This window comes from Streptomyces sp. NPDC031132, assembly GCF_055570595.1.
On the sequence record NZ_JBVIGX010000034.1, the window covers coordinates 14,566 to 27,118 of the forward strand.

Genomic DNA, 12,553 nt, shown 5'->3' on the forward strand with positions numbered 1-12,553 from the left:
GAGCCCGACTGGCCGCTTCCCCACGCCGACTTCCGCCCGAAGGCCCACCCCGGATGCACCCGCCTCCGCCATGCCGGAACAGCCTCATCGGATGTTGGCGGGGGCTGCGGCGACCAACCCCTCGGGATCGTCCTGTCGGAGGGGTTGGAGGTCTGCCTCCTCCTATCGGCTGAGGCCCGGATCTGTGTCGCGGCGATCCAGGCGCTGGATGGGCGGGGGACCAGACGGCCCGCGCCGATATCTGCGTGGCCCTGCCCAGGAATGACGCACAGGCCAGACCTCATCTAGTGACCTGAGTCAGAGATTCGGTGGCAGTAGGCGGCGACTTTGTCGAGGATCTCGTCGGCGGTCTTCGTCCACACGAAGGGCCGGGGCTGGTCGTTCCAGTTGGTCAGCCAGGCCCGGATGTCGCGTTCGAGGGCCTGGACGGAGCGGTGGACTCCGCGTTGGAGCTTCTTCTGCGTGAGCTCGGCGAACCACCGCTCCACCAGGTTCAGCCACGACGCACTGGTCGGCGGGAAGTGCAGGTGGAACCGTGGGTGGGACAGCAGCCACCGCTTGATGTCGGGCGTTTTGTGAGTCGCGTAGTTGTCCAGGATCAGATGAACCTGCAGGTCGGCCGGGACTTCCTTGTCGAGCTTGGTGAGGAACTTCTTGAACTCCGCTGCCCGGTGGCGTCGGTGAAGGGATCCGATGACCTTGCCGGTGGCGACCTCGAGGGCGGCGAACAGGGTCGTGGTGCCGGCCCGGACGTAGTCGCGGGAACACCGGACACCATCGGCAGGACCGGCTGGGACCGGTCCAGGGCCTGGACCTGCGACTTCTCATCCACGCACAGGACCAGGGCCTTCTCCGGCGGGTCGAGATACAGGCCGCGGCGCCAGCGCGAACGCCCGCCAGATCCGCGAGACCGTCGACTGCGACATTCCCGTGGCCGCAGCCATCGACCTCGTCGACCAGTGGGTCGCGTTCTTCGGCGTCTCTTCGAGCGTCTTGACGATGACCCGCTCGACGTCGGCGTCGGTGATCTTCCGGGGGACGCCGGGCCGCAGGTCGTCGCACAAGCCGTCCAGTCCCCGCTCGATGAAGCGTCGCCGCCAGGTGCGGACCGTGTCCGGAGCGATCCGCAGCCGGCGGGACACCTCCATGATCGAGTGGCCTTCGGCGCACTCCAGCACGATCCGCGACCGCTGGGCCAAGGCCTGGGCCGTCATGTGACGACGTAACGCAGTCTTCGGACCTGGACGACTCATGTCCGACTAGCGGCGAATCTCTGACTCAGGTCACTAGGGCCTTCTTTCGGATCAGGGGGCGGACCAGATGAACGGTGATCCGCCCCCCGGAGGCGGCGGACCGCTGGACCTGGCTGATCCTCGGGGCCTACACCCCACTGCGAGTGGCCCGGCCGCGGGCCCCCATCCCTCGGCGGGTGCGCCCGGAGCCCGGTCCGGGCGCACCCGCCCATGCGTTGTCCCGGCCCGTGTCGCCCGACTACGCCGAAGCCTCGGCTCCTGCGCTGGGGGCGAACCCACTCCCCTGCTCGGCGAACACCTTGATCGCGGCGCCCATGAACTCCACCATCCCGGGGTGGTAGGAATCGTGGAAGGCCCTCATGGCCTCGTCCTCGGCGTAGAAGAACGACATGCCGACGTAAGCCTCCCTGGAGGGGGTGTAGAACCGGCAGACGATGTCGAAGTGCCTGCGTACGAGCTCCTGGACCTGCTGGTCTCCGGGCAGGGAGCCGCCGTCCAGGAAAACCGTGATCTCCCGGTACAGGACGTCCCAGTCCCGGTGGACCAGCTCCCTGTCCACATGTTCCCAGTCGTTGGTCCCGGCAAGGCTTTTCGCCTGCTCCTCGGCCAACGACCGGCGACACTCGTCCTCGTAACTGTTTCCCACGGCACCGGTTCCCATCGTTTCTTCACCTCTCCGGTGGATCCCCAAGAGGCCGCCGACATGTCGACGTCGACCGGCCGCCGATGATCAACTTCCGGTCCAGGCCGAACGGTGACACACAGGCACAGGGTCGGCAAACCATTTCTTGGACCCTCCGGCGCTCCGTCTCGGTCAGCCGACGGCGGACTCCACGACGAGTGTCGTTCCGGGGCAGGCAGACAGGTCCAAGCTCTTCACCCAGAACCTGGCCACGGACGGCATCGCGCACAAGAAGATCCGGCCCTACCGGCCCCAGACGAACGGCAAGGTCGAACGCTTCAACCGCACCCTGCTGGACGAATGGGCCTACCTGCGGCCCTACACCGCCAACGCGGAGCGGACAGCAGCCCTGGCAGACTTCCTCCACACCTACAACCACCACCGCTGCCAGACCGCACTCGACGGCAAGTCACCCATCAGCCGCGTCAACAACGCTGCGGGTCAATACACCTAGGCAGTGTCCGGCGGATCATGTGACTGTCGGATTGTTGACTCGTTCTGTCTGGCATGGGGCGGGGTGATCTGACGAATGGCGAGTGGGTCCGGCTGGAGCCGCACTTGCCGGCGTCGGGGCTGCGTGGAGGACGGTAGAACGACCACCGAAGAGTGATCAACGGGATCTTGTTCCGGGTCCGGACGGGCACACCGTGGCGGGACCTTCCCGAGCGTTTTGGCAGTTGGAAGACCGTTTATGAACGGCACCGGCGCTGGTCGGCGGACGGCACGTGGGACCGGGTCCTGTGTGCCGTCCAGGCCGACGCCGACCTCGCTGGCCGGATTGACTGGAGCATGGTCAGCGTCGACTCGACGTCCTGCCGGGCCCATCAGCACGCGCCCGGCGCTCGCAAGAAGAAGCCACGTGTCCCGAAAAAAGGACGACGCCTCAGCACCACCGCCCCGACGAAGGACTCGGACGGTCTCGGGGCGGCCTCACCTGCAAGATTCACCTCGTGGGTGAAGGCGGCTGCAAACCTCTGGCCTTCCTGGTCACGCCCGGCCAGTGGGGCGATGCGCCGCAGATGATTAAGGTCCTCGAACGCATCCGCGTTCCCCGCCCACAGGGCGGTCGCCCTCGCACACGGCCGGACCACCTGGGCGACGACAAGGCTTACAGTTCACGCCGCAACCGCCGCTACCTGCGAAGACGCCAGATCAAGCACACTATCCCGGAGCCGAAGGACCAGCGGGCCAACCGCAAACGACGCGGCAGCAAGGGCGGCCGGCCCACCAGCTTCAACGGCGACATCTACAAGCGCCGCAACGAGGTCGAGCGGACGATCAATCGACTCAAGAACTACCGAGCCGTCGCTACCCGCTACGACAAGAGAGCCTTTGTCTTTCACGGCACCGTCACGGCCGCGGCGATCCGCCCGTGATCAGCCAAACAAGACCTAAACAGTGAAGGGGTCTTCCAGCGTCGGGATGGACGGAGACAGCAGCGCCTCCGTGTGCTGCGTGACCGTGCCCCGAGCAAGCCTGAGTACGCGAACCTCGTTCTCATAGCCCGGGTCCTCGTCATCGCGCATATGCAGGAGGCCGTAGGAGCCGGGGGCGACCTTCGCGACATGTTCGAACAGGCCGACGACATCTGGCGACGAGCGGTGATTGGAATTGCCTCCCAGGTGGATGAACGGCTCGCCGTTCATCCACCTGAGATCGAGGAGGTAAGGACTGGCCATCTGAGCGATGCGAAGCCGAAGCTCATCGACGACCTGCCGCAGTCGGACGTCATCGTCGTCACCAACTGCGGTCTCCCTGACAGTGATCCAGCCGTGGTACTCGAACACACCGCGATTCTAAGCAGGTCAGCTGGATTTCGACGGCCGCGACCACGGCATGATCCGCCGGACACTGCCTAGTGACGTGAGTCAGAGATTTTCTGGTAGATCGCCGGGCCCTCCGGTCGCGGCGGGCCTCCTTGCCAGCATGCAAGGTTCGCTTGGTTCGAACGTTCTATCTAGAAGAGAACTTCCGACTCAGGTCACTAGTTGCTTGGCCAGTTGGTGGCCGCCCATTTCCGAGCACCGCGCGACGATCCGTTCCAGCACCTCGGGGTTCGCAGAGGCCTCGTCAGCGCCGGCGGGCGTGCATGAGCGCCCGCCGGGAGGACAGCTGATGAGCGCGCAGCCGACCACACACCCGCCGCCCCATACGCGCCCGCTCCCGGGGCGCCGACTGAACTCTTTGCCCAGCTCCGGGCCGACCGCCGCGCCGAGACGTGGGTGCGGGCGTTCGAGCGGGACTTGGCCAAGGCCTTGGAGGACGCCCGTCACACCTTCAGCCTCACTCCCTGTACGAGGTGCTGCGCACCTGGCGACTGCGCGTCGCCGCGGCCCGGTCGTCGACGCCTTCATGGACTCCGGCCGGCTCACGCTGCTGGCTACATCCCCCGAAGCCACCCTCTTCGGCTCGGGGTGCCGCCGGGTTACTGCCAGAACAGGTTTTCGATGATGATCTGAGGTTCGACGGTGCGGTGGATGAAGGTGTAGCGGATCCAGCCGCGATTGTGGTCGAAGTAGGGGATGTGGGGGCCGCGGGGCTGGGTGGAGCGGGTGGGTTCGGTCGGCGATCACCGCCTGGCCCTAACCGCAGGGCTGGACCTGGGAGACTAGGGATCATGAACGACCATCGACCGCTCTCGCTGCCCGCCTTCTCCGAGCCCGCTCCCGTACCCGCCCAGGCGGGTGGGCGCCGGCTGATGCCGGTCGAGCAGGGCGCCTACTTCCGCCAGCCGCCCGGCGAGACCGAGCCCGAGCCCGCACCCGCCCCGGCCCGACGTCCGCTCGCCCCCGGCGGCCCCACCTTCTCAGACCCGGACCGCCATATCTGAGCGCTACCACCACGGGTTGCGCCACGTCCAGGACCAGCTCAGCACCTAGCCCCACCGCCCCGTGTGCCAGGCGCCTCCATCTGGACAGTGGTCGTAGCCGGCCCGGCTCCCGCCTCGGATACCGTGTTCCTCTACGGGGTGCCATAACGGATGTGCCGCCCCTCACCGGAGGTAGTCAGCGTATGAGTTCAAAGCGCAGCAAGAATCCAGCCCTGCCCGTACTTGACGACGCATACCGACTCGCGTCGGTCAAGGACGCCGAAGAGTCCACCCGTGACTTGACCGCGCGGCTGGCCACCACCGAGCTGCGCCGCGTTTCCCACCCGGGCCGGGTCACCTGGGAGCCCACCGATCAGGCCGAGCCCGTACCGGTCCCGCCGACTGTGGTCGACGGTGACGGGGACCTGTGGCTGCGGGACCGGGTCACTGGCACCTGGACCATGCCCGAGTTCAACCCGAAGGAGTTCCCGGCCCGCTGTGGCGAGGTTCTGACGTGGAACCAGCTTGCCCGCGAGTTCGGCCCGCTTACCGCACTGGCCGACGACCGCCGCATCGGCGGCGGCCGGCGCTGACCGCGCAGCCTTCTGGGATGACCGCGCCCCTGAAGCGCCCGTTACGGGTAGCTGGGAGCTCCAGCTCACCGCCGAGCTCGACGATGGCGGCGAGCAGGTGAGCGTGGTGGTCGGTCACGACGTCTCCATGGTGCGGCCGGATACGTCGTCGCTGTCCATGGGGTCGGGGTGGAAGAAGCGGGTGTAGCGGAGTCCGGTCTCCAGAGTGATGTTGAACACCGCGCATAGGCGCTGCGGGTCAGCGCCGGTGACGGCGGCCTCTTGCAGAGTCCGACCAGCGGCATCGGTCCGGCGCCGATGAGGGTGTGTGTGGAAGAGCTCTCGGAGACGGGCCGGTAGCAGCCGGGGCATGGCAGCAGTCATCGACTCCGTCCGCCGGCGGAGCGTCCGGGCCGAGCCGCGGCACGATCCGCAGGAGGTTCTCCCAGGCCTCGGCCCACAGCCCCATCGGCCGCTCCGCGGACCGCTCGAAGACACGTCACCGCCCGGGCCTTCGCTGGTATGAACCCGCGCCAGCGTGCCGACACCCTCGTCTTGGTTCGGGAGGACGCCAGGACGGTCCGGGCACCGGGCTCGTCGCTCACGCTGTAGACGTGCCCGCGCCCGGCCTTCAGGGCCGCGCCCATCTCGGTCAGGCCCTGGCTCTCGTCGTCGTTGCGCAGACGCAGTTGCCACGAGGCCGGAGCCCCGTCGATCTCGGCAGGGGAGGAGGTGATGAGGATGGCGTTGCCGGAGCGGCGGACGTCCAGGTGCAGCATCCCCAGGACGGAGTGGAACGCGGTGCCGAACCACTCCGTCGGCTGCCCGCCCTCACCGCGCGGCGCGCGCGGCTTGTGCAGCTTGTGTCGTCCCATGCTCCGCCTCCAGACGTGATCCGTGCCTGGGCCGATCGGTCCGCTGAACCCACAACCGCTGCCCGGCGGCCCAGGCACGCCACAGGCCCGGCCTCCACCCGTTCAGCGGACCTGGGCAAGCCGCCCCGGCATGGGTGGCCGGCGGCCGCACCCGACCCGCATGAAGGTTGCATCGGAAGGAGGCTGGACAGTTGTCTGCAGGGTGGCGCTAGGCGGGGGACCGCAGGTGTGACCGGAGGTGGGACCCCCCGAATTCGGTGATCTTCCGTTCGTGCAGGTCAGGGGCCGTGGGCAAGCCCCCTTCGGAAACGACACCTCTTTCTCCGCGATAGCCGGGGAAGAGGTTCTACGCAGTGACGGGCGCGGCGGCGCGTGCTGGAAGCAGCCGGCCACCCTGGAGCCTGATGTGGCGGGGCCCTCTGGCCGCATCGGCAAGCCGTATGCGCCTGCTTCAGTCGCAGTTGAGTCTCGTCGTGTATGTCGGTCCCAGCGTCGTGTCCTTGCTCGTGTTTCCCTCTGTCAGGTTCTCCAGCCCCCAGTTGGGTGCGGGTCTGGCCGAGGAGGAGGGGCTCGGTGCGGTCGCGGTGTGGCTTCGTCCAGGGGCTGCGAGCCAGTCGCCCCTGATACGACCCACCATGCGCCCCAGGCCGCAAGCCCGAGCAGCAGGGCTATAACGAGACACGCAGTTGATCCATCGGACCGGATCGGCGTGGAGGGCCTGCTGCTCAGCGTCCCCCTGCACCTGTTGGGCCGGCGCGCGGGGAGCGTGGCTCTGGTGCAGGCGGACTACGCGCTGACCGCCCCGGGCGGGATCGTCGCCCTGGCCACCGTCTACCGTGCCCTGGTCGGCCGACACGGTGGCCCGCCAGATGTTCGTCTCCGAGCACACCGTGCAGGACCACCTCAAGTCGTTGTTCACCAAGACCGCGACGAACAACCGCAGAATGCCGCTGGCCCGCGCACTAGGAACGTGAACCGTGGGCCACTACCCCGCCTGCTTGAGGCAGGTCCGGTCCCTCGCCGGCAGCTTGCCGGTGGCCAGGTACCGGTTGACCTGGTCGTCCACGCACGCGTTGCCGTAGCGCCCGAAGAGGGCGTGCCGGTTGGCGCCCTCGAGGGTGACCAGCCTGGAGCTCGGCAGCTGCTTGTGCAGCTCGACGCTCCCCTTGTACGTCGTACGCGGGTCACCGGTGGCGGCGACGATCAGTGCAGGGGCATCGTGCCGCACCTGGGTCGGCGCTTCGCGCGGCGAGTCCCAGAAGGCGCACGGGTTGATGTTGTTGGTCAGAGCGCCGAACAGCGGGTGGGCGATGCGGTTGCGCTCGATGTCCCGCCAGTAGAGCTCGGGATCGCGCGCGGCGGCCACGTCCCCGCAGATGACGGCGGACTGCGCGCCGGTGGGCTCGCCCTCACCGCGCAGCACGTACCGGAGCTCCGGGACGAGCATTGGCGGCACCGTCGTCGGCTGGCCCTCCGCGGCTTTGGCCAGTACGGAAAGCAGCTCGCCGAACGACGCCCGCGCCGGGGTGGTGTCGTCCGCGATGCCCGAGAAGAGGAGGAGCGGCACCTGGCTGTCGTCGATCCGGAAGGCATCGGCTCCGGCGCCGATGGTCAGCGGACCGCGCGCGGCCGCCGCGACGATGCGGTCGACGGCGGCGAGCACCTCGGCGCGGCTGCGGCCGAGGCCGTAGGTGTCGTGGTGCTCCGCGGCCCAGGCGGCCCAGTCTGACAGCGCCTTCTCGTTCTCGCGCTCGGTGCCCTTCAGCAGCCGGGGGCGGTAGTCGCTCGGGTTGATCGCCCCGTCCAGCACCATCCGGTCGTGGCGGCCGGGGAACATCTGCGTATAGACCGTGCCCAGGTAGGTGCCGTACGAGTAGCCCAGGAAGGAGATCTTCCGCTCGCCGAGGGTGCCGCGGATGACGTCCATGTCGCGGGCTGTGTTGCGGGTGGTGATGTGCGGGAGCGCCGTGGCGTCGGTGGCCCGGCACTTGTCGGCCAGGCTCTTCTGCAGGGCGACCTGGCGGTCGAAGCCCGCCCGGCCGGTGCCGGCGGACAGCCAGGTCATGCCGACGGGCAAGCCGCAGTCCAGCGTGGTGCTGCGCCCGATGAAGCGCGGGTCGAAGCCGACGATGTCGTATCGCGCGCCGACCTCCTTCATCGACGCACGGGCCTGCGGCGGGGACTGGAGCGCGGGACCGCCCGGACCGCCGTTGTTGAGGAGGATCGCGCCGATGCGGTGGCGGGTGTCGGTGGCCTTGAGTCGGGAGATCGCCACGGTGATAGCGCGCCCCCGGGGGGCGGCGTAGTCCAGGGGCACGGTCACGTCCGCGCACTGCACGCCTGCCTGGTCCAGATCGCGGCCCGTGGTGTCGTCGGGGCCCTTGATGCAGCTGCCCCAGCCGAGGTGCTGGCGGTAGTACCGGTCCAGTCCGGCCCCGGAGCTGTCCTGGGCGGGGGTCTCGGCGGCCGTGGCCAGGACGGGGGAGGACGTGAGGCAGGCGGCGAGGGTGAGGCCTACGGTCAAGGCGCGGCGTGCGGCGGGGCTGACAGTGGTCACGGGGTCTCCTTGAGCATCGTGCGCTTCGTGTGATCGCATGCCCCGAGGCTAGGAACCCGCCTGGTACGGCACATCGCCCAAGGGCACGAGGACCCCGGTCCCGTCCATCCCCTGGTCCGGGACCTGCGGCCCGGTCCGGCCTCCTCCTCCGGGAGGAGACCGTCGGCGGGGCTGCGCTGTTAGGACCTGGGGGAGTGAACACGGCGACCGCCGCCCCGTATCTGCAGGCGCCCGATTGCGGCATAGCTGATCGCTTGACAACGACACCCGCATACGCCAGGTCCCTGGGACGTGCCACGGAAGGCACCCGAGAGGTGCACTGTCAGTGGCAGGGGGGATCATTCCGGCTATGACCGCAGAACTGATCACCTGGCTGCACGAGCAGATCGACGCCGACGAGGCGGCAGTCGCAGGCCAACCCCCCGAAGCCTGGCTGCCAGAAGGACTCACCGCCGACAACCCGCTATCCGCGCTTTACGCGCCGGCCCGCACCATTGCCATGCGCCGGGACATGCTCGCCGCCTGGAGCGACCCGGACCACGCCGACCCGGACCACGCTGACCTCGGGGACCAAGACGCCCTCCGCAGCGACTGGACAGTACGAGTCCTCGCAGCGACCGCCTACTCCGATCGCCCGGGATACCGCGAGAAGTGGGCCCCTGACGACGAGTAGATCATTGCCGGACGTTAAGGACTCACCAAACACTGAGCTCTTTCAGAGTGGCCACTGATCGAGTGACCCAGGCCGAGTCAGGATGAGGACCGCAACGCACAGGGCTCCCGCGCCGTTGAGGGAGGTGTTCGAAGTCTCAACCCATCGGTACTGGAGCCCTGTTGGTTCCTCATCCTGCCGCACTCGACCTGCCTCATGCTCTGGTCGAGCGGGTTTCCATGCTCATCGTCACCCGTGAGGGTGGCCGCCGCTGCAAGCTGCCGCCCCATCAGCGTGCCCTCGTGGGCCTGGTCTACCTCCGCCGGCACGACACGCTCGCGCAGATCGCCGCCGGCTTCGGCATATCCGTCGACGCCGCCCACGCCTACGCCACGGCCGTCGTCCAGCACCTGTCCGGCCGGGCACCCGGCCTCCTGCGGGTCCTGCGCGAGGCCGATCCGGACTACGTCCTGCTCCACGGGACGCTCGCCGAGTGCGACCGTGTCGGCGACAGCCGGGCCGACTTCTCCCAGAAGCACCGCCGTCACGGAGTGAACGTGCAGGTCGTGGCCGATCCCGCGGGCGATCTGCTGTGGATCTCACCCGCACTGCCCGGCCGCACCCACGACCTGACCGCCGCCCGCACCCACCGCATCATCCGGATCTGCGAACGCCAGGGTGTCCCCGTCCTCGCCGACCGTGCCTACATTGGGGCCGGCCCCTGGGTGACCACACCGACGGCTCCCGAACCGGGACCTGACCACGACCCAGCAGACGATCAACCGAGCCCTGTCAGCGGCACGGGCACCCGTCGAACGAAGCGTCGCGCGACTCAAGTCCTGGCGCATCTTCCGCAAAGCCCGGTGCAGCCCCCACCGTATGACGGCCATCGCCGCCGCCGTCCTCGCTCTGGAGCATCAACGCTGAAAATCCTCACTGGGTCGACCTCGACGGATTCACCGCTCCCCGTAACCGGACAATGAGCAGTGCCCCCCGGCCGTTCTTCGGTTCCGGGGGGCACTTCCGTTCACGGCCTCGGGGCCTCACGACCAGACAAGTCGACCTTCGGCAACGGAACAGACCGGATAGTCCCCCGCACCGATCCTCGTCAGCATCTCCGCCACGGAGTCGAAGTAGTCAGCCAATGACGCGTACTCGCCGGTGACCGTGGGCGCACCCACGAACCATCTGCCGATACGTCCGTCCCTCGCGTCGATGAACTGTCCCATCCAGCCGTCCCGTTCCGACTGGAACGGGATCCACTCCTCGCGCCATTCGCCCCCACCGGACAAGGGGTGATTCGCGTAGAGCTTCTCCATCGCCCGGATGCCCAGAAAGAAGCTCCCCTCGTCCGGGAACCCGGCGTAACCGCAGCAGGCCACGTCGTCGTCCACATCGTCCTCGGGAAGATCCAGGTTGTTCTGCAGCAGCCACGTCCGCAGTTCCTGAGGCAATGAGACACCCATGCGCTCCTCGGCGGCCGCGAGCATCCGCTCTGGGGCCGGGCCGGGAAGGTCCGCGTGATCGGCCGGAGCATGCTCCCGGAGGAGATTCATTACGCGGGACCAGCTCTCCACCACACTCATTCCCCGCTGCCCCTCTCTGCACGGATTCGCTATGCCACTCGACGGGCTCACCTACCGTAGTTCGAACACCTCCCTCAACAGCGCGGGAGCCCTGTGCGTTGCGGTCCTCAGCCTGACTCGACCCGAGTCACCCGGTCAGTGGCCACTCTGAAAAAGCTCACTTGCTGCAGCCACACTGCCCGCCTGTCGTGATCAGCTCGTCCGCGAGGCGCAGCGCCGCCGCGGGTGAGCTGCCGCCCCTCCGCCCTACTACCCCTCCACAACCCGTCTGTGAAGCCAACCGCCAAAGCGCCGAATGAGACGACGTCTAAGGCTCGGCGTGGAGGCGACAGCACGCCGCCGGTGCTGGGACGCTCAGATGTTGAAACTGGAGACGCGCGGAGCGGAGACCGGACTACGAGCAGCGCGTCGCGCGCATCCGTACGCGGGGTCCCCGGGCGACACAAGGGCCCAGGGCGCCACATTCTGGACTCCCTTCCGCTGCGGGCTCTGATGCGCCGTCTGCTGTGGGCACCGGCCCTGGAGCCCGCGCGTAGCCGGGGACCGTACACAGCATCCGTAACTCCCGCCGCGGCCCCCGTCCGGCAGCGGCAGACGGAGTCCGCCGCCCTCGGGCAGGGCTGCAAGGTGCGGCCGCCGCGCGGCGTCGGTCGGGCCGGAGGACTCATCCGGAGCGGGACCGCACTCGGGGACCTCCGGGGCCCGCACCAGGTGCAACCGCGGCTGCCCGCCGCCCACGGCACCCCCTGCGGTCTCGTCGGGATCGGGGTGCAGGAGGCGTTCGGCCACGCCGAGCCCTGCACGCACCTCGTCGAAGTAGACATTGTCATCAGGCTCCTCAGGCTCCTCAGGCTCCCCGGGCTTCTTGGCGGGGCGGCGGTGGGCGACACCGGCGAGGAGGCGGGCGGCGTCGCGGTGGCCGTGCCGGGCGGCCTCGGCCACCAGGAACCGCGCCTCCTCGACCCAGTCCGGCCCGGCCCGCAGCGCGAGCGTGGCCACGCCGCGCGGCAACGAGCGGGCGACAGCGGTGGCTCCGAGCGCCTGGGTTATCAGCCGGCCGGGGGAGTCGGCGCCGGAGTCGGTGATGTTCTCCGCGGAGAGCCACCATTCGTTGCCGCCCCTGCTCGACCTGCGTTTGTCGATCTGGACCTGGTAGGTCACCGAGGACGTCTCCCCGGCCGACGGGGCCGACGTCGGGGCCGGCATCCGGTCGTAGAGCAGGCCGCAGCAGTGAAGAAGATCTGCCAGACCGTCAATCACGACCTCACTCGCGGGGGAAGGACGGTGTACCTGCCAGGCCAGTCGGTCGGGACCGTGTGCCCCGCGCGCTGACGGTTGGTGCTGGTCGCCTCCACCATCGTCCGCGCGATCCGGCAGCTGGAGCGACTGCTTGACGAGGTGGAGCAGGAGGGCCGGCCATCGCTGCCGGAGAGCCGCCCGGTCCCGGCCGTGGAGATGTGAACCCGGCTTCCACCGCGGGGGGGGGGGGGGGGGGGGGGGGGGGGGGGGGGGGGGGGGAGGGGGGGTGGGGGGGGGGGGGGGGCGGCCGCGGCCCCCTCGCATATCA

General features: G+C 68.8%; 11 protein-coding genes and 4 pseudogenes. 8 read left to right on the top strand and 7 right to left on the bottom strand.

Annotation, left to right across the window (positions count from 1 at the left end; translation table 11 throughout):
* Positions 1-284: 284 nt before the first annotated feature.
* Both ACZ49B_RS32270 and ACZ49B_RS32275 read right to left on the bottom strand, forming a co-directional pair.
* Positions 285-1,253, bottom strand: a pseudogene (locus tag ACZ49B_RS32270) (IS630 family transposase).
* Between the two features lie 238 nt (positions 1,254-1,491).
* Entirely contained in the window at positions 1,492-1,914 is a 423-nt protein-coding gene (locus tag ACZ49B_RS32275) for a TipAS antibiotic-recognition domain-containing protein (protein ID WP_468312834.1), read from the bottom strand.
* A gap of 190 nt (positions 1,915-2,104) precedes the next feature.
* Between ACZ49B_RS32275 and ACZ49B_RS32280 the strand changes: the two are divergent.
* Together ACZ49B_RS32280 and ACZ49B_RS32285 are read left to right on the top strand one after the other, a co-directional pair.
* Positions 2,105-2,389, top strand: a pseudogene (locus tag ACZ49B_RS32280) (integrase core domain-containing protein); the annotation flags it as partial.
* A gap of 53 nt (positions 2,390-2,442) precedes the next feature.
* Positions 2,443-3,311, top strand: a pseudogene (locus ACZ49B_RS32285) (IS5 family transposase).
* 15 nt (positions 3,312-3,326) lie between these two features.
* On the opposite strand, the gene ACZ49B_RS32290 reads toward ACZ49B_RS32285, so the two are convergent.
* Positions 3,327-3,722: an Imm7 family immunity protein gene (locus ACZ49B_RS32290; protein ID WP_468312837.1), complete on the bottom strand. Its 396-nt coding sequence runs from the start codon at positions 3,720-3,722 to the stop codon at positions 3,327-3,329.
* An 830-nt stretch (positions 3,723-4,552) separates the two neighbouring features.
* Here ACZ49B_RS32290 and ACZ49B_RS32295 point away from each other — a divergent pair.
* Entirely contained in the window at positions 4,553-4,765 is a 213-nt protein-coding gene (locus tag ACZ49B_RS32295; protein WP_468312840.1) for a hypothetical protein, read from the top strand.
* Between the two features lie 182 nt (positions 4,766-4,947).
* Positions 4,948-5,337, top strand: a complete 390-nt coding sequence (locus tag ACZ49B_RS32300) for a hypothetical protein (protein ID WP_468312843.1) — start codon at positions 4,948-4,950, stop codon at positions 5,335-5,337.
* A gap of 359 nt (positions 5,338-5,696) precedes the next feature.
* On the opposite strand, the gene ACZ49B_RS32305 is transcribed toward ACZ49B_RS32300, so the two are convergent.
* Positions 5,697-6,191 carry a hypothetical protein gene (locus ACZ49B_RS32305; RefSeq protein ID WP_468312846.1) on the bottom strand — a complete coding sequence of 165 codons (495 nt, stop codon included), beginning with the start codon at positions 6,189-6,191 and terminating at the stop codon, positions 5,697-5,699.
* An 836-nt stretch (positions 6,192-7,027) separates the two neighbouring features.
* Between ACZ49B_RS32305 and ACZ49B_RS32310 the strand changes: the two genes are divergently transcribed.
* Positions 7,028-7,165, top strand: a complete 138-nt coding sequence (locus tag ACZ49B_RS32310) for a LuxR C-terminal-related transcriptional regulator (protein ID WP_468312849.1) — start codon at positions 7,028-7,030, stop codon at positions 7,163-7,165.
* An 11-nt stretch (positions 7,166-7,176) separates the two neighbouring features.
* Here the strand turns inward: ACZ49B_RS32310 and ACZ49B_RS32315 are convergent, their stop codons facing one another.
* Positions 7,177-8,748 (bottom strand): alpha/beta hydrolase, encoded by a 1,572-nt coding sequence (locus tag ACZ49B_RS32315; protein ID WP_468312852.1) that lies wholly within the window; start codon positions 8,746-8,748, stop codon positions 7,177-7,179.
* A 349-nt stretch (positions 8,749-9,097) separates the two neighbouring features.
* Here ACZ49B_RS32315 and ACZ49B_RS32320 point away from each other — a divergent pair, with 349 nt between their 5' ends.
* Together ACZ49B_RS32320 and ACZ49B_RS32325 are read left to right on the top strand one after the other, a co-directional pair.
* Positions 9,098-9,421, top strand: coding sequence for a DUF6221 family protein (locus tag ACZ49B_RS32320; protein ID WP_468312854.1), 324 nt, complete (start codon positions 9,098-9,100; stop codon positions 9,419-9,421).
* Between the two features lie 161 nt (positions 9,422-9,582).
* Positions 9,583-10,327, top strand: a pseudogene (locus ACZ49B_RS32325) (transposase).
* Positions 10,328-10,443: 116 nt separating this feature from the next.
* Here ACZ49B_RS32325 and ACZ49B_RS32330 read toward each other — a convergent pair.
* Both ACZ49B_RS32330 and ACZ49B_RS32335 read right to left on the bottom strand, forming a co-directional pair.
* Positions 10,444-10,986: an SMI1/KNR4 family protein gene (locus tag ACZ49B_RS32330; protein ID WP_468312857.1), complete on the bottom strand. Its 543-nt coding sequence runs from the start codon at positions 10,984-10,986 to the stop codon at positions 10,444-10,446.
* A gap of 354 nt (positions 10,987-11,340) precedes the next feature.
* The gene (locus ACZ49B_RS32335; RefSeq protein WP_468312860.1) at positions 11,341-12,147 is read right to left on the bottom strand and encodes a hypothetical protein; all 807 of its coding nucleotides are present in this window, start codon (positions 12,145-12,147) and stop codon (positions 11,341-11,343) included.
* Positions 12,148-12,324: 177 nt separating this feature from the next.
* On the opposite strand from ACZ49B_RS32335, the gene ACZ49B_RS32340 reads away from it, so the two are divergent.
* The gene (locus tag ACZ49B_RS32340) at positions 12,325-12,447 is read left to right on the top strand and encodes a hypothetical protein (protein WP_468312863.1); all 123 of its coding nucleotides are present in this window, start codon (positions 12,325-12,327) and stop codon (positions 12,445-12,447) included.
* Positions 12,448-12,553: the final 106 nt, after the last annotated feature.